Source organism: Microcoleus sp. S13_C3, from assembly GCF_036700905.1.
Lineage (GTDB): Bacteria > Cyanobacteriota > Cyanobacteriia > Cyanobacteriales > Microcoleaceae > Microcoleus.
In genome coordinates this window covers 1-15,958 of sequence record NZ_JAUBPT010000178.1, presented here as the reverse complement: position 1 = coordinate 15,958, position 15,958 = coordinate 1, and the positions used below count along the sequence as shown (strand labels likewise).

At 48.0% G+C, this 15,958-nt stretch carries 15 protein-coding genes; 8 read left to right on the top strand and 7 right to left on the bottom strand.

Annotated elements, in window-relative coordinates; genetic code table 11:
- Nucleotides 1-41: 41 nt before the first annotated feature.
- The 4 genes from QUA16_RS31285 to QUA16_RS31270 all read left to right on the top strand — a co-directional run bounded on the left by QUA16_RS31285 (nucleotide 42) and on the right by QUA16_RS31270 (nucleotide 3,420).
- Nucleotides 42-377 carry a hypothetical protein gene (locus tag QUA16_RS31285; RefSeq protein WP_333108156.1) on the top strand — a complete coding sequence of 112 codons (336 nt, stop codon included), beginning with the start codon at nucleotides 42-44 and terminating at the stop codon, nucleotides 375-377.
- A gap of 31 nt (nucleotides 378-408) precedes the next feature.
- Nucleotides 409-1,260, top strand: a complete 852-nt coding sequence (locus QUA16_RS31280; protein WP_333108157.1) for a transposase — start codon at nucleotides 409-411, stop codon at nucleotides 1,258-1,260.
- Nucleotides 1,261-1,974: 714 nt separating this feature from the next.
- On the top strand, nucleotides 1,975-2,565 hold the full coding sequence (locus QUA16_RS31275) for a YdcF family protein (RefSeq protein ID WP_333108158.1): 591 nt from the start codon (nucleotides 1,975-1,977) through the stop codon (nucleotides 2,563-2,565).
- A gap of 309 nt (nucleotides 2,566-2,874) precedes the next feature.
- Nucleotides 2,875-3,420: a GAF domain-containing protein gene (locus QUA16_RS31270; protein WP_333108160.1), complete on the top strand. Its 546-nt coding sequence runs from the start codon at nucleotides 2,875-2,877 to the stop codon at nucleotides 3,418-3,420.
- 411 nt (nucleotides 3,421-3,831) lie between these two features.
- Here the strand turns inward: QUA16_RS31270 and QUA16_RS31265 are convergent, their stop codons facing one another.
- The 7 genes from QUA16_RS31265 to plsX form a co-directional block, all read right to left on the bottom strand.
- A complete protein-coding gene (locus QUA16_RS31265) occupies nucleotides 3,832-4,365 on the bottom strand; it encodes a hypothetical protein (protein ID WP_333108162.1) in 534 nt (177 codons plus the stop codon).
- A gap of 154 nt (nucleotides 4,366-4,519) precedes the next feature.
- Entirely contained in the window at nucleotides 4,520-5,158 is a 639-nt protein-coding gene (locus QUA16_RS31260) for a lysophospholipid acyltransferase family protein (protein WP_333108164.1), read from the bottom strand.
- Between the two features lie 255 nt (nucleotides 5,159-5,413).
- Entirely contained in the window at nucleotides 5,414-6,355 is a 942-nt protein-coding gene (locus QUA16_RS31255; protein ID WP_333108165.1) for a phosphate ABC transporter substrate-binding protein, read from the bottom strand.
- Nucleotides 6,356-6,364: 9 nt separating this feature from the next.
- Nucleotides 6,365-7,078, bottom strand: coding sequence for a PspA/IM30 family protein (locus QUA16_RS31250; RefSeq protein WP_333108167.1), 714 nt, complete (start codon nucleotides 7,076-7,078; stop codon nucleotides 6,365-6,367).
- 740 nt (nucleotides 7,079-7,818) lie between these two features.
- Nucleotides 7,819-8,700, bottom strand: a complete 882-nt coding sequence (fabD, locus tag QUA16_RS31245) for an ACP S-malonyltransferase (protein WP_333108168.1) — start codon at nucleotides 8,698-8,700, stop codon at nucleotides 7,819-7,821.
- 577 nt (nucleotides 8,701-9,277) lie between these two features.
- The gene (locus QUA16_RS31240) at nucleotides 9,278-10,279 is read right to left on the bottom strand and encodes a beta-ketoacyl-ACP synthase III (protein ID WP_333108169.1); all 1,002 of its coding nucleotides are present in this window, start codon (nucleotides 10,277-10,279) and stop codon (nucleotides 9,278-9,280) included.
- 164 nt (nucleotides 10,280-10,443) lie between these two features.
- Nucleotides 10,444-11,493 carry a phosphate acyltransferase PlsX gene (gene plsX / locus QUA16_RS31235; RefSeq protein WP_333108170.1) on the bottom strand — a complete coding sequence of 350 codons (1,050 nt, stop codon included), beginning with the start codon at nucleotides 11,491-11,493 and terminating at the stop codon, nucleotides 10,444-10,446.
- A 713-nt stretch (nucleotides 11,494-12,206) separates the two neighbouring features.
- Between plsX and QUA16_RS31230 the strand changes: the two genes are divergently transcribed.
- The 4 genes from QUA16_RS31230 to QUA16_RS31215 all read left to right on the top strand — a co-directional run bounded on the left by QUA16_RS31230 (nucleotide 12,207) and on the right by QUA16_RS31215 (nucleotide 15,863).
- Nucleotides 12,207-13,541 (top strand): D-alanyl-D-alanine carboxypeptidase, encoded by a 1,335-nt coding sequence (locus QUA16_RS31230; protein WP_333108171.1) that lies wholly within the window; start codon nucleotides 12,207-12,209, stop codon nucleotides 13,539-13,541.
- Between the two features lie 81 nt (nucleotides 13,542-13,622).
- Nucleotides 13,623-13,907: a 30S ribosomal protein S16 gene (gene rpsP, locus QUA16_RS31225; protein ID WP_006633724.1), complete on the top strand. Its 285-nt coding sequence runs from the start codon at nucleotides 13,623-13,625 to the stop codon at nucleotides 13,905-13,907.
- The gene (locus QUA16_RS31220; RefSeq protein WP_333085049.1) at nucleotides 13,879-14,367 is read left to right on the top strand and encodes a KH domain-containing protein; all 489 of its coding nucleotides are present in this window, start codon (nucleotides 13,879-13,881) and stop codon (nucleotides 14,365-14,367) included. Before rpsP ends, QUA16_RS31220 begins: the two co-directional genes overlap by 29 nt.
- A gap of 542 nt (nucleotides 14,368-14,909) precedes the next feature.
- On the top strand, nucleotides 14,910-15,863 hold the full coding sequence (locus tag QUA16_RS31215; RefSeq protein WP_333057402.1) for a PhoH family protein: 954 nt from the start codon (nucleotides 14,910-14,912) through the stop codon (nucleotides 15,861-15,863).
- Nucleotides 15,864-15,958: the final 95 nt, after the last annotated feature.

Genomic DNA, 15,958 nt, shown 5'->3' with positions numbered 1-15,958 from the left:
CAGAATTTAAGCAATTGTCAATTTTTGACTGGCTTGAATAGATGGAATCCCGCGGTACGGCCGGGGTGGATGTCAAAGTCTCTTGCAAATTGGAAGTATCGCAGCAGCAGGTTGAAAAGCTGAATGCGGTACTGACTGCCTTTGCAAAATGCTGTGAGTACGTCAACACCCATACACCCGACAAGCTGACGAATCAGATTGCTGTTCAGTCCTTGATTTACAAGGAAGCGCGATCGCATTCTGGGCTGTCTGCTCAAATGACGATTCACGCAATTCGTAGAGTTTGCGCTAATCGCAAAACGGCAAAGCAAAAGGTTAAGCCCGTTAAGAAGTTTGCCCCCACTTCTGCCACTTACGACGCGAGAACTTTCACATAGAGGCGAATCGGATTGGTTGGTCAGCTTGACCATGCTGAAGGGCAGAGAAAAGTTTAAGCTGCACATTGGTAATTACCAAAAACACTTGCTGCAAGGACAAGACCCCAAAACGGCAACTTTGGTAAAGCGCAACGATGGTAGCTTTTATCTGAACATTCAGCTTGAGTCTGAGCCACCAGAGAAACAAAAGAGTGATGGTGTCTTGGGTGTTGATTTGGGACGCACAGACATTGCTTGTACATCTGCTGGAGAGAAATTCAGTGGCAAACAGGTAACACAAGCCAGAGACAGATATAGCCGTGTACGGGCTTCGTTACAGCGTAAAGCGTCCAAAGGCACAAGGTCGGCTCGTAGAAGGGCGAGACAGATTTTGCAACGGTTGAGTGGACGAGAACGGAGATTCCAGACATGGCTGAACCATACCATCAGCTATCGACTGATCCAGCAAGCCAAGACATCAAATCAGGCTATTACCCTGGAAGACTTGACCGGAATCAGAGAGCGTACCAATGAACTGCCACGGTCTAAAACAGAACGGAGACGCAGCAATAGTTGGGCGTTCTACCAGTTGCGCCAATTCCTGACCTATAAAGGCGTGAAATTTGGCGTTGATGTAAGACTGGTTGATCCGCGCTATACCTCGAAAACTTGTCACTGTTGCAAGGTGATTGGCAATCGCCAAGGTAAGCGGTTTGAGTGCCTGAATGAGCGATGCGGATGGATTGGCGATGCCGATGTGAATGGAGCAAGAAATATTGCTACTTTGGGGCAGCTCGTAAACCTGCCCGGAGGTTCCGAGATCATGTCCTGCTCTTTGCAGGAAGTTGTCTTGAGGGCTACTGAAAGCCCGCACTCTATGCAAAAAAGCATGAGTGTCGGGTAGTTTACAATCGACATTAACTGCTATAATCAAAACGGTTTAGCAACTGGGGCTGTGGCTCAGATGGATAGAGCAAGCGCCTCCTGAAGAATCGGGCACCCTGCGAGGAAACTCTGGGAGTGAATGTGGTCAAATTTGGTGAAACCTAAAGAGTTCGTGGATTCCTATGACTCTAAGGCAATACCAAGCCAAGCCTGAGTTCAGGGCGATTAAACGATCGCCTATATTGAAATCAGGAAGGTTTAGAGACTAGACGGTCACCACCTAAAAGCTGCAAGCATATGGTGAAGGTATAGTCCAGAGAGTGGGGAAACTCACACAAATCTGAAGCGCTAGGCCGCCGGTTCGAACCCGGCCAGTCCCGTTAAAAACCAAGAAAAATTAAAAACAGGAGGGGTAAGCCTAAGTTTTGCCCCTCTTTTTTGCATATCCGCTAACGAATTCGCCAACAGACGAATACTTGCTGGAAGACGAGGACTTACGCAGAATCTCTCTCTAGAGTCCATCTGAAATCTAAAATCTAAAATCCCCCGTTTAAGCCCCCAACATAAGCGTAGAGTCAATCTAAAATCTAAAATCTAAAATCTAAAATCTAAAATCCTATGAGCCCCCGACCCTTTTTTAATTTTTAATTTTTAATTCCTGTTAGTGGGCTATACGTGCGGTATTTTTTGCTATGGTTCCTTTGTGAGTTACATAAAATTTTTATAGGTTTAGATGTGGTTAAGAATCAATTCAAACACGCGGCGTTACCAGCCTTTGAATACTTCACGCAGTTTTTGGTTCCTAGTAGGGCTTTTGATGGCGTGTTGGTTTGGCTATCAGCAGGTTAAGAGCGAATTTCAGAGACCGCAAGCTTTGTTAGTTCTAGGTGGGGCTACGGAGCGAGAGGTGTTTGCCGCCAAATTTGCTCGGGATTATCCTGAATTGCCGATTTGGGTGTCGTCTGGCAGCAATCCCGAGTTCGCGCAATGGGTGTTTTCAGAAGCGGGAATTGAGTCCGATCGCCTGCACTTAGACTACAGAGCCGTAGATACGGTAACAAATTTTACCACCCTGGTAGATGAATTGAAAGCTCAAGGGATTGAGAGCGTGTATCTAATCACTTCTGACGATCATATGCGGCGAGCTCAGATTATCGGCGAAATCGTGCTCGGCAGTCGAGGCATTAGCTTTAAGCCTGTGGCAGTTCCGTCTGGGCGAACCCCCGAACCGGTGGAAAAAGCTGTTCGCGACGGCGCTAGGGCTATTCTTTGGCTGACAACCGGTTATACAGGTGCTAACTTCAGCCAAGCCAGAATTCAATAAACAAAGGAAAGCATTGAGCAAGTTTTAAAATTTTTCCCATTCCCTCTGCTTTTAAAACTTCTCTCCTCTAGCGATTTAACGAACCGCGAAGACGCTGATGATAAATGCTTCAGTTGACAGTTGACAGTTGACAGTTGACAGTTGACCGCACGCGGGGCGACATCTACCTGGAAGGAAGAGGATTGGAGTAATGAATAGTCTTCTTTTAAGTTCTCCCACTTATGGTTGTGGCTTTAAACCAATTCTTTCTGGTAAGAGAAGAGAACGAGTAGTTTAAAATCAGTATATGAACTTCAAGAGCCAAAGTTAATGACCGAGCAAATTCTGCCGCAAGTTCTAGAGCAAATTTTGAGTGACAGCAAAACGCCGGATGCTGTTTTTTCGGCTTTGGTGCCGGCTTTAGGCGAGGTGTTAAATTGCGATCGGGTTTTTCTCTACCTCCGCAATCCTGAAACCCAAACCGGCAGAGCACCTTACTGCTGGCGTCGCAACTCGAACATTCCAGAGGTTTGGGACGCAGAATGGAAAAAAGAACCAGAATCTTTAGGGGAAGAAGACCCTTTGTTTGCAGCAGCTTTGCGAACTGAACCGTCGATTTTTGTTGAGGATGTTGAAACAGCAAATCCTGAAGTAGTCAACAAAAATTTTGAGGCCAAAGAGTTCGGACATCGAGCTTTGATTCACGCTCACCTTTGTGCTGACGGCTTATTGTGGGGGGTTTTGCAGCCTTGTATGTTCGATCGCCCCAGAGTTTGGACTGACTTCGATCGCCAAGTTATCGCAGCAGTTACAGAAAAAATTTCGCCTTTAGCTGTCGCTTATGTCACCGCCTCAGCATCAAAAAATGAGCGATAAAAATCAATAATTTACTTGTAGGGTTCGGGTGGGCAATGAATTGGTGTCAACTTAAGACTAAAACCCCGTCTCGATCGGGGTTTTATATCATTTCCGGTTACACTCATACATGATGTTGACGGTGGACGGTTGACGGTTGACTGTTGACGCCGTGAACAGTGAACAGTGAACAGTGAACAGTGAACAGTGAACTCGGATTTACTATTCCGATGCTAACGGATTTGATATTAGCCGAATCTCAATGCCCTTCCCGGCAGACGAAAGAACGTTTCCGGTTCCCCCCTGTTTAAGTTAGGGGGGATCGATGCGCTAATTTTCAAACAAAAGTCGGGTACTAAATTTGAGCTAATTGTTCTCACCAATGGTGAGGTGTGCATCGCCCTAGGCATAGACTTGGTGCACAATTCCTGTTTAAAATACGCCCCAATTTTGGATGCCCCGACTGCTGAAAATCCCTTGAGCCCGACTAATATCATCCTCAGCGCCATCTACTACCACCAAATAATCGCCGGCCCGCAGGCGATCCGTGTAAATTCTAGCTGTTTCTTCGGGAATTCCCAAGTCAGTCAAGGCCTTCACCACTCCACCGAAAGTCGCAGCCGCGACGCCTGTGCTTGCTACGGTAGCCACCAGTGAGGCGCCGAAAGTCCCCGCTGCAATGATCGGCCCGATTCCGGGAATAGCTAAACTTCCTAGACCCACTAGCAAGGTGGCTAAAGAAGCATTTGTCAGAGTTTCTCCTACCACTCCTGCTCCTGTGTCTAGATTTTTCTCGCCCACTTGAGCGATCGTTTGAGTCTCGCCTACAGACTCGCCTGCATCCCTAGCAACAACCGAAACTTTATCCATTGGAAACCCGGAAGATTTCAATTCTGCCAGAGCTTGCTCGGCATCTTCGCGGTTAGAAAACAATCCCAACGCGCGGGTTTGATGGCTTGTTAGCATATCTTTCTTCTTATCCCCTGTCAAATTAAACTCAAATTCAAGCCTAATTATTGTGCTTGTTTTCAATCACTTATATTGATATTTTTCGGTTTTTATCTTCAGCATTCATCTATCTGTAGATATAACCTGAAAAACAGCAACAACAGTTATAAAATCAGCGCCCCAAATCGTGCATCGCATTAATCTCGATCGCACATCTTTGAGTCAACGCTTGCAACTCCTCGCGATCCGAGGAACCGGGCGCTTCAATTAGCTTGCCAATTCGCACCGTCAGCGGCACCGGACGCGGGATTCCCGAACCTTTCGACGAAATCGCGTGAGTCCCCCACAAACTAACAGGTAAAAGCGGCGCTTTTGCCTTAGCAGCTATCAGCGCAGCACCTAATTTCGGTTCAGTAATTCTGCCGTCTGGGGTGCGAGTTCCCTGCAAAAATACACCCGTCGCCCAGCCATTTTCCAAAGAGTTGATAGCCGATCGAATTGCACTGCGATCGGCACTTTCCCGCTTCACAGGATAAGCACCGTAAAGCGTAATTGCCTGCTTCAAAATAGGAACTTTAAATAACTCTTCCTTTGCCATAAATGCGACCGGCCTCCTCATGCAATTCGACAAAATCGGCGGGTCAAAATCGCTGGCGTGATTGCTGACTACCACCAGTGGCCCTTCTGTCGGAACATTTTCTGCACCGTAGATGCGGCCCCGAAAGTATAGGTGCAGCATCGGGCTGACAATTGACCATTTGAATAAATAGTAGAGAAGTAAACTTTCGACTGGTTCGCGACTTTTGCTCACAGAAAAACCTTAAATTTTAAATTACATCGAATATTAGCCTATCAGTTCAGCAATCAAAAAAGTAGCACTACACGGATTTTGACACCGATACACGGATAGGCCCAGCGATCGGACTGTTTAGCTAATTGGCTAAGTTGACTATCATCAGTGTATCCGTGTTTATGCGTGTCGTGCTGTTAGATGATTCGGCGGTTGAAACCGCTTTGCCAGCTTGTGTAGCGCCAGAATAAATTCTGGCGAATTCTTTGCAAAGGCTCAATTTCCGGCCAGCATGGCTTTCTGTCCTTCTGAAGAAGTCGCGTAGCCTAAGAAATCCTTAACTGCTTGGCTAGGAGGATTTTTGTAGGCGTAGTACAACTGGCGTTTGTAAGGATAGTTACCCGCATCCGGCGTCGCACCGTTAACGGGAACAACGCGCACCGTTCTCTGATTGGCTACTTGAGCGAAAGTCGCATAGCCAATGCCGTTGTTGCCTAAAGCTTGCAGCAGGGGAGTTGTAGCATCTCGATCGAGCGTGGTAATATTTGCCGTCGTGCCAAACTTGCCACCTCCGAGCACTTGTTCTTTAAACGTTTGGTGAGTGCCGCTAACTGCCGGTCGATTTATCACTTTAATCTGGCCTGCCGGGCCGCCGACTTTCGACCAGTCTTGAACATTTCCCTTGAAGATATCTTGAACTTGAGCGGAGGTTAAACCTGCTTTGAAGGGGTTGTTAATGCCGACTACAAGGGCGATCGTATCTAGGGCAACGGGCACAGCAGCCAAACCCTGACCTTGTTCTTGAGCCGTCAAAGGTCGCGATACCGCTGCAATATCGGCTGTTCCCGCCGCCAAATCCTGAATTCCTTTTTCAGAACCGTTCGCTTTGGTATCGACTCTCGTGCCGGAAAATTTGCCTTGAAAGCCGTTCTTGAGGTTCTGATTGATTGTCACCATGCTGGTGGAACCGTCAATTCTCACCGCCGTACCCGCAGGAACAGAAGCTGGAAGCGCAAAGGAACTAGCTGCAACAGGCGAAGCGCCGCCAACTACGGGTGCGACGGGAAGTGGGACGCCATCGCCTGCAGGTGTGGGAGTGGGGGGATTGTTACTAACATCTTGCGATGCTGGTTTGTTGAGAAAAAAGAACCAACCGCCACCGGCGAGCAACAGAAATAACAGAATAAAAACTATGGGGGGAGGCCCACTCTTAGCCATAAACTCTCCTTAGTTTGGAAGTTCTTTGTTGTTGGAGTCGTCTAACATTTGTAGCCTGCGATTAACTTCATCGTCTAAGGTCATATTGTCTAATTCTGCCTGAAGTCTTTCTTGGGGATTCTCAGAGAGTTCTGCTAAAGCTTGCTGTTTGAGGTGGCGGCCGTGGACGGCGTTTTTGGCTTGCTCAAATTGCGATCGAGCTGAATCGATACTGAGGTCGTTGTTGACTTGGGATATGGCTCGGAGGGCTTCGTTAATCTCGGCCATATCTTTCATATTTTGCATATCGGTTTTGTAGGCTTCCAGCTTCATCCGTTCTCGATTTAGCTTGTCTTTGGAAGAGTTCACGAACTGTTCGGCTTGTTTTACTTGGGCTTCTAACTGCGGCAGGATTTGTTCTGTCTGAATTACCTTCGCCATTGCCAAGCGGGCTGCTTCTTCGTTGCCGTTGCGCTGGGCTGTGATGGCTTGGCGCTCTACGGTTTGCATTTCCCTAACTTTTTCTTCATATTTAGTTTTGGCGCGCTGGTAGGCTGCAACTTGGGTGGAGACTGCTACTGCTAGCTTTTGCACTGATTCTTGCATCGATCGCAGTGACTCTTCGGCTACCGCCACCGACACCTGGCCGCCGGATTCCACGGGCAGTCCCCACATCCAGTTCCACGCACCTACTATGGTTCTGCCTGCCTTGTCGCCCATCAACCAGTAAAGGACTTTTTTCATCGGAAAATTGGGTTTGAAACCCCGTCCTTTTAGGACGGCTTTACATTAATTTGAATCCCCTTCCGGGGTGGAGGGGTATGGGTGCCCCTCCGTCGGGATATGGTTGTCCCGTTCTCCTTTCGGAGTAAAGTTAGCACGCGCCTTTGTTTTAAGAGCTTGTTAGGCCCAAAGCACTATCGAGCGTGACATACCAGATTGTTTAACTCTCAGCGACAGAGCAGGGGACTAGCTAAGCATCCGCCCGGTGTCGTGACTCAAAAAACGTAGTCCGCGAAGGACTTAGGCCCGTCAGGATGGCTTTCTAGATTTCTCTTTCAAGCCTTATGCCTTTAGGCTAAGGTTCCTGACATAACTACCAGATAAGCTTGGTTTTTACGCCTAGTTTACATCAGGAGTTGTCGATCGCCCCGTCAATCGATTTTAGATTTTAGATTTTAGATTTTAGATTTTAGATTTGAAGGATTGACCCCACGGATAAATTCGGGAGATCCTTTATCGGATACAGGTTTTTTATTTCTGGACGGATGAATCACGTGGCGGGTATCCTGGATGCTTTCGGTTAGGTCGATCAATTTCTCGATTTTTGATTAATTTTGTCTAAATGTCTGGATCGTATATCCCCAAATAGCACAACAGGCAATATTCGGATGGGCCTGTTGTGCTATTCGTTGTTGGGCAATCTTCGGGCCAATTAACTCTCAATTTTATAACCTGCCGTTGAATAACAGGTTAAAAACAGATTAAGCGGGCAAATCTGCAAAACTGCTAACATTTACCAGCGCTAAATCGGGACAAGTGCGTTTGATCAAACCTGTGAGAACTTTGCCGGGGCCAATTTCCACCACGCGATCGATTCCTTGTTGTGGCAATTGCAGAGAAATTTCTCGCCAACGCACGCCTTTGGTCATCTGCTGAGTCAACCGCTGCTTTAAAGTGGCTGCGCTGGTAGTGGCTGACGGTTCTGCGTTCGAGAGCACCAGCATTTTAGCATCGGAAAACCTTGCAGACTTTAACGCTAGTTGAAACTCTGCCGCCACCCCGGCCATCAGCGGAGAGTGAAACGCACCCGAAACATTCAATTTAACGGCGCGTTTGACTTTGATTTTGGCCAACAAATCTTCTACTGCTGCGGGCGTTCCAGAAATCACGACTTGTGCTTCGCTGTTGTCGTTTGCCAGCACTACGTCTCGGCTGTATTGAATTTGCAGTTCTAGTTCCTGCCTGTCGAACCCGATCAAAGCCACCATTTGCCCGCCGGAGGCAGTGTCCATGAGTTCGGCGCGGCGTTTGACTAAGCGCAATCCGGTTTCAAAATCAAAGACGCCTGCTGCGTAGAGGGCAACATATTCTCCTAAACTGTGACCGGCAACTACCGCTGGTCGATCGCTTTTTTCTCGCACTAAGTCGGCCAAAATACTTTCTACTACGAACAAGCAAGGCTGAGTGTAGAGAGTCCGAGATAGTTTTGCTTCTTCTTTTTGGCAAACTTCCGGGACAGACCAACCTAAAATTTCTTTAGCGAGCTCAAATTTGGCTTTGGCTGTTGGCAAGTTTAATAAGTCTGCACCCATCCCGATCGCCTGGGAACCTTGTCCGGGAAATACCCATGCTGTTTTAGTCATTTTTCCGGTAATCTGCTAATTGGTGGTTGCTAATTGGTGATTGCAAAAATTCTTTCTTTCCCGCTTCTAAGTTCGCTCGCTGGTATCCGCTATCTTTCGGTTAACGAACTATCTACTCGCGACTCACAATTATAACATATAATTGCCTTTTTTACCAGGTTTATATTTTTTTTGCTACTTTAATTTGATTAATTTGACTGTTGACTGTTGACTGTTCACGGTTGACTGTTGGGTTTATTTTTTTTTGCTACTTGAATCTGATTAATAGCCGTAACAAAATTTTCAAGCTGCAAGCCGGGGAAAGTCGATCGAAGAATAGAGGATTTTCCATTTCAGCACGCGCTTGTCAATAACTGCTGTCCGGGTGGTGCACCGCTGCGAACCTTGCCCTATGTATGGCGTGTTAAAGGATTTGTATTATGCAACGGTCGCACTCCCCACAATCATTAGCCAAAGTTTAAAGCCGCCAAACATTATACCAGTTCCCAAAAAGAATGAAACTGCTTTACCAGCTCCAAACCCATAGTTCCTCAGTAATTCCCAATCGAAAATCGAAAATCGAAAATCGAAAATGGTATTACCTTCCCCATTGAAAAATCGCAGCCCCCCAAGTCAAACCTGCACCGAAACCAGCAGCAGCAATAGTATCGCCCGCTTTAACTTTACCCTGACGCACGGCTTCGTCTAAGGCAAGGGGAATTGAAGCCGCTGAGGTATTGCCGTAATTCGCCAAATTGCTGATTACTTTTTCGGGGGGAATCTTTAGCCTTTGGGCAACTGCATCGAGAATCCGCTGATTGGCTTGGTGCAACAACAGCCAGTCAATTTCAGCAGCGCTAATATCTGCCCGAAACATAGCTTTTTCTATGACTTCCGGCACTTTTTTTACGGCAAACCGATAGATTTCTTGACCGTTCATTGTAATGGGATGAAATCCGCCAACTCCGATGTTGACGCCCTCAATTAATTCTTTTGACTCGGCTTTGTAAGGCAAATTGAGAGACGAATTTTGCGTGCCGTCGCTGCGAATTTCAAATCCCAAAAAGCGATCGACTTCTGAAGCTTGCACTACCACCGCACCTGCACCGTCTCCAAATAGAATGCAAGTACCCCGATCCGACCAATTCACCCAGCGAGACAAAATATCTGCTCCGATCAGCAAAACATTTTGATATACCCCTGTCCGAATGAACTGCGAGGCTGTCACTAAACCAAAAACAAAGCCTGAACAAGCTGCTGTCAAATCAAAAGCCACAGCTTTTGTCGCGCCCAACTGATATTGAATTTTACTGGCAGTGCCAAACAAATCGTCAGGACTGGAAGTCGCCAAAATAATTAAATCAATGTCAGTCGGCGAAATTCCTGCCATTGCGATCGCCTGAAGCGATGCCTGTGACGCTAAATCGCACAAAGAAGTGCGATCGTCCGCCAGCCTGCGCGCTCGAATGCCCGTCCGCGCCCCAATCCACTCATCAGAAGTTTCTACTATCTGACTCAAACCGTTATTATCCAGCGAAACCTGCGGTGTACAAGAACCGCTACCCGTGACGGCAATGCCGAACCCTGATTGCTGCAACATTCCTCTCCATTTACTCGCTGTTCCATCTAGAAATTAAAAATTAAAAACTACCAATTAAAATTATTTTTTAAACTGCTGAAATTACTTGTTTTAAAGCAAAACAGTTGGTTTAAGCTGACATTTTTAATTTTACATTTTTAATTTTTAATTCCTACTTACTGCCTCTAATTCACAGCTTCTTGTTCCAGAGCGCTTTGGTTGTTGGACGATCGAATTCGCTCCAGCACTTGGTTGTCAACAGCCTCCTTCGCCAAACGAATGGCATTGAAAATTGAAGCAGCTTGAGACGAACCGTGGCTGATAATGCAAACTCCAGCAACGCCCAACAGCAAACCGCCGCCGTGTTCAACGTGGTCTACCCGCTGCTTGAATCCTTGCAAGCTTTTTTGCAGCATAGGGTCGTTAATTTGATGTTGGAGTCCTTTGACCAACTCTTCCTTAAGCACTTGCACCACGACTTCGCCCACCGCTTCGGCAAACTTCAACAACACGTTGCCGACAAACCCGTCGCAGACAATCACGTCGAATTTCCCCGACAGCACGTCGCGGCCTTCGGCATTGCCCACAAAAGGAATGTTCGGGTTGTCCACCAATAACTGGTGGGTACGTACCGCTGCGTCGTTGCCTTTAGAAGGTTCTTCGCCAATGTTGAGCAGGCCGATTTTAGGTTCGGCGACGCCCAGCACGCACTGGCTGTAAATAGTTCCCATAAGAGCGAACTGCTCCAAAAATTTGGGGCGGCAGTCCACGTTAGCGCCAACATCGAGAATGAGTACAGAGCTGCCAGGTATCATTGTCGGCAAAACCGCACCGATCGCAGGGCGATCGATTCCGGGGAGCCGGCCCAACCTGAGCAGGGCAGCAGCCATTGCCGCGCCGGAGTGACCGGCGGACACCACAGCATCAGCTTGCTGCTGCTTTACCAAGTTCATCGCTACGTTAATCGAAGCGTTGGGCTTGCGTTTGAGGGCACTCAAAGGTTCTTCGTGCATTTCGATCGCTCCTTCAGAAGGAACGATTTCTAGCTGACCTGTACAGACGCGGCCGATCGCGTCTTGTTGCCGGAGCGAGTCTTCTATTTGCTGCGGGTCGCCCACGAGCAAAATCTCTACGCCTAATTCTTCTTGTGCCTTAAGCGCTCCAGCTACAACTTCGGCGGGGGCATGATCCCCACCCATAGCGTCTATTGCAATTCTTGCGCGTGTCGATCCCATTGACCAATGTTTGAGAAACACTAAAAATTCTACCAGGAATTGAACCTCCCCACGTCTAAAGCCGGGGGATTCTTGCCCACCAATCAAGGCGACAACGGGACATTCAAGTATCCCTCTACTCACTCAAACAGCTTAAAGCTGAGATTGCGTATACTTTCTGAGTCCTTCGTATGTTTAAGTTTGAACGCTCCATACCCTGCCATTATTTGCCCTTTAACTATTCCAAATCTAGTTGGATCTGTCCGTTGCTGGGATTGCTCCATACTAGGGTACTTCAATGCGCTCTTATGTTATTCCTACTCACTTTTCGCTTGTGCTGATTATACACGGCGGTTGAAACCGCTACCGACTTATCCCCATGTCGGTAGCCCGGGGCTTGCGTCTCGTCTTTCGGTCAGGAGCTTGAATCCACAAGTCTGAATAAAGAACTAAAATCCGATCGCTAGGGCGAGCGGACAATTCTTATTTCCGACTACTCTGATAGAACTTGTTTTGTCACTACTTTACTATTTTTGACTGCAAATTGAAAAAATCAATGAAATAGTTTACATGACCGCAAGCACTTTAGTCCGGAAACCCCGGATTCATCCGTGGAGCGAAAAAAAAGCTCCCCATCCTCATCACTTGCCCCCGGATTTATCAGTGGGAGCGCTTTCTTCAATTCTTTAATCTCAAATCTAAAATCTAATATCGATTGACTTTAGGAGTAAAAAATGCTGGATTTATTTAGCTCAGGGATGATGTCTCTGTGGCTCGACATGGCTGGAGTAGGCAGTGCCGCGCCTAATGCTGCGTCAGTGCTGGCTTGGCGGGGAGGGATACCCGGGTTAGTGGTGGCAGAAGATTTGGCTTTTGGGCGAATAAAGGCGGCAAATCCAGACTTGCCTGCTGAAGCGACGGTACGGGAATATTTAAAAGAGTTGAAAGACAAAAACCTGATTGATGGAAATCAGGGAATTTGGGTGCAAGCGGGAATGGTGCCACTGGTAAGTCAGCAGGGGAAGACGCTGATGCCTGGGGCTTCGCTGACTAAGATTGCAACTTCTCTGGCGTCGCTGGAGACTTGGGGCCCTGATTATCAGTTTGAAACGCGGTTCCGGGGAACTGGGCCGATTAGGAATGGGGTGTTGCAGGGAGATTTGGTGGTCAGCGGCGGGGGCGATCCGCTGTTTGTGTGGGAGGAGGCGATCGCCGTGGGCAATGCTCTCAATCAAATGGGTATCGAGCGCGTGGCGGGGAATTTGGTGGTGACAGGGAATTTCCGCATGAATTACGAGTCCGATCCTTTGGTCGCAGGGGAGATACTGCGGCAAGCTCTTGAGGGTAGCAATTGGCCTGCGGACGTGGTGGCAATGTATTCTAAGATGGCTCCAGGAACTAGAAAGCCGCAAGTAACGGTGGCCGGCAGGGTCATTGCTGAGAAATTTGTGACTTCGGGGCGTTTGCTGCTGAAGCGCCGATCGCTCCCTTTAGCCGAAATTCTCAAGCAGATGAACGTCCACAGCGACAATGAAATGGCTCAGATGCTGGCAGACGATTTGGGCGGGGCAAAAATAGTGCAGCAGCAAGCGACTTGGGCTGCGGGGGTGCCGGAGGAGGAACTTCAATTAGTTAACGGTTCGGGATTGGGATTGGAAAATCGGATGTCTCCGAGGGCGGCTTGTGGGATGATGCAGGCGATCGCCCGCAACCTTCAGACTACTGGGCTGACGATTGCTGACTTGTTTCCGGTGTCCGGGCGCGATAAAGGCACTGTGGAACATCGACACATTCCGCGATCGGCTGTGGTAAAAACTGGTACTTTGGACACGGTGATTGCTTTGGCTGGAGCCATACCCACGCGCGATCGGGGTTTAGTGTGGTTTGCAATTATTAATCGCGGCACCGATTGGGACTCTTTGAGAGCACAGCAAGATATATTTTTGCAAAAATTGGTGCAGCAGTGGGGAACAGCATCGATTTTGCCAGTAGCAATTACACCGCACATTGACGGCGCCAGACCTGCCTTGGGGGCAGCAAATCGTAGTGATATTTTGGTGGGAGGTTAAGAAATAGGGGTTGAGTTGGGGTTCGAGGAAGGAGCACTGACAAAATAGCTTAGAATTGGAACAAGACTATTGTGCAAGAAGATGATCAAACTGCGATTGAAGAGATACGGAAAAAAACGCGAGACAAGCTACCGGATTGTAGCGATGAACAGTTCTACTCGCCGCGACGGCCGTCCCCTAGAAGAGCTCGGCTATTACAACCCCAGAAATAACGAAACCAGGCTGGATGTTCCAGCGATTGTCAAGCGCCTGCAAGAAGGCGCTCAGCCAACTGACACCGTGCGTGACATCCTGAGAAAAGCCCATGTATTTGAACAAGTCGGAGCCGGAGCTAACGTTGAATCCAGCACAGCAACAGTCAGCTAGTCCCAACTATGCTGGACTGGTTAAGTTTTTAATTGGGCCTTTTTTAGAGACCCCAGGCTCTTTGCGGGTTGATTGCGAACTGCACCCGCGCCAATCGCGGGTCTGGGTTAGGCTTGCTTTTGAAGATCCGGACAAAGGCCGGGTTTACGGTAGGGGTGGACGCAATATTCAGGCAATTAGAACTACGCTCGAAGCGGTGGCGCAGACGGCGGGTCAGTCCCTCTACTTAGATATATACGATGGTGAAGCGGGCGATCGTGGATCGGGCCCGCCTAGGGGCGATCGCGATCGCCCGGATCGCGATCGCCCGGATCGTGGCTCGCGGGAGCCGCGAGGCGACTTCCGACCCCGGACGCCACCTCCGTCGCCGAGTCCCTTAGCTAGCAGAACTCCGAGAGAACAACCTCGCCGTACTAACACACCTACGTTTAGAACGAGCAGAAATACTCCCGGTTATTAACCAGGGCTGTTTCATTCTCGGTAGGGGCCGTGCCCCCGTGCCGGCCCTCTTGGTCTCATCTGCTGATCGAATCCTCTAGGTCGGGGGTAGGCACGGGGAGTAGGGGTAGCACTACAAGAGTCAAAATTCATGTTTTTGGTGAGAATGAAACAGCCCTGCGGTTATTAACTAACTGCAGAGCCAAGAAAGAATTTTAGATTTTAGATTGCCTGTTGTAGACTTTGTATTACAAGCCCCGTTTAGTTTGAAATTGCCGGTTTTGCGATCGGAAACAATTGTAAAATTTTAAATTTCAAATGTCAGGGGCATCAGGTTAATCTCAAATCTAAAATTTCCAATCTAAAATCTAAAATTGCCTGACTTAATAGAAGGGAGATTTGATTTGTGCCTCAAGCACCAAACTCATTTGGGAGCTAAATCTAAAAGACGCCTTAGATACTAGGTAAAGCCTAGTAACGGGCGTCTTTTTGTTCGCAAATAGTGACTGGTGGAAGGTTTAGTTGTTAACTTTTAATTGCTTATTTGGAGGAGATTATGTTGGCATGAATGAAAAACTAACAATAGAGTTACCGAGCACTCAAAGTGCAATGTCGCTGGCCGGTAATCAAGAAGAAAACCTGAAAATGATCTCTAAGCAAACCGGTGCTACCCTGGTAATGCGAGGGCAAGAACTGCTGATTTCTGGCACAAAAAGTCAAGTAGAATTGTGTCATAAATTAGTGCGATCGCTCTCCGACTATTGGAAATCCGGCAAAAATATTACCGGAGTTGAAATCCAGACGGCGCGCCAAGCTTTGGATAGCAACCGCCAAGGCGATTTACAAGACTTGCAGCGAGACGTTCTCGCCAGAACCCGCCGCGGCGAAGAAATTAGAGCCAAAACCTTCAAGCAGCGGCAATACGTCCAAGCAGTACGCACGCACGACCTGACATTTTGCATTGGCCCCGCTGGTACTGGCAAAACATTTCTAGCAGCTATTTTCGCCGTGCAAGCGCTGTTGAGCAAGCAGTACGAACGGCTGATTTTAACCAGGCCAGCCGTGGAAGCTGGCGAAAAATTAGGGTTTTTGCCGGGAGATTTGCAGCAAAAAGTCGATCCATATTTGCGCCCGCTTTACGACGCCCTGCAAGAAATGATCGACCCTGAAAAAATGGCCGATTTAATGGAAAGAGGCTTGATCGAAGTAGCTCCTTTAGCTTATATGCGGGGGCGCACTCTCAGCAATGCTTTCGTAATTTTGGACGAAGCTCAAAATACGACGCCGGCTCAGATGAAAATGGTGTTGACTCGTCTGGGCTTTCGATCGAGAATGGTAGTGACGGGGGATATCACTCAAACAGATTTGCCGCCAAACCAACAGTCGGGATTGTCAGTCGCCCAAAACATTCTACGCAACGTTGAGGGCATTGCTTTCTGCGAATTCTCTCAGGCGGATGTGGTGCGACATCCTCTAGTGCAGCGGATTGTCGCTGCTTATGAACTGCACGAAACATAGTCATTAGTCATTAGTCATTAGTCAGTAGTCAGTAGTCAGTAGTCATTAGTCATTAGTCATTAGTCATTAGTCATTAGTCATTAGTCATTAGTCAT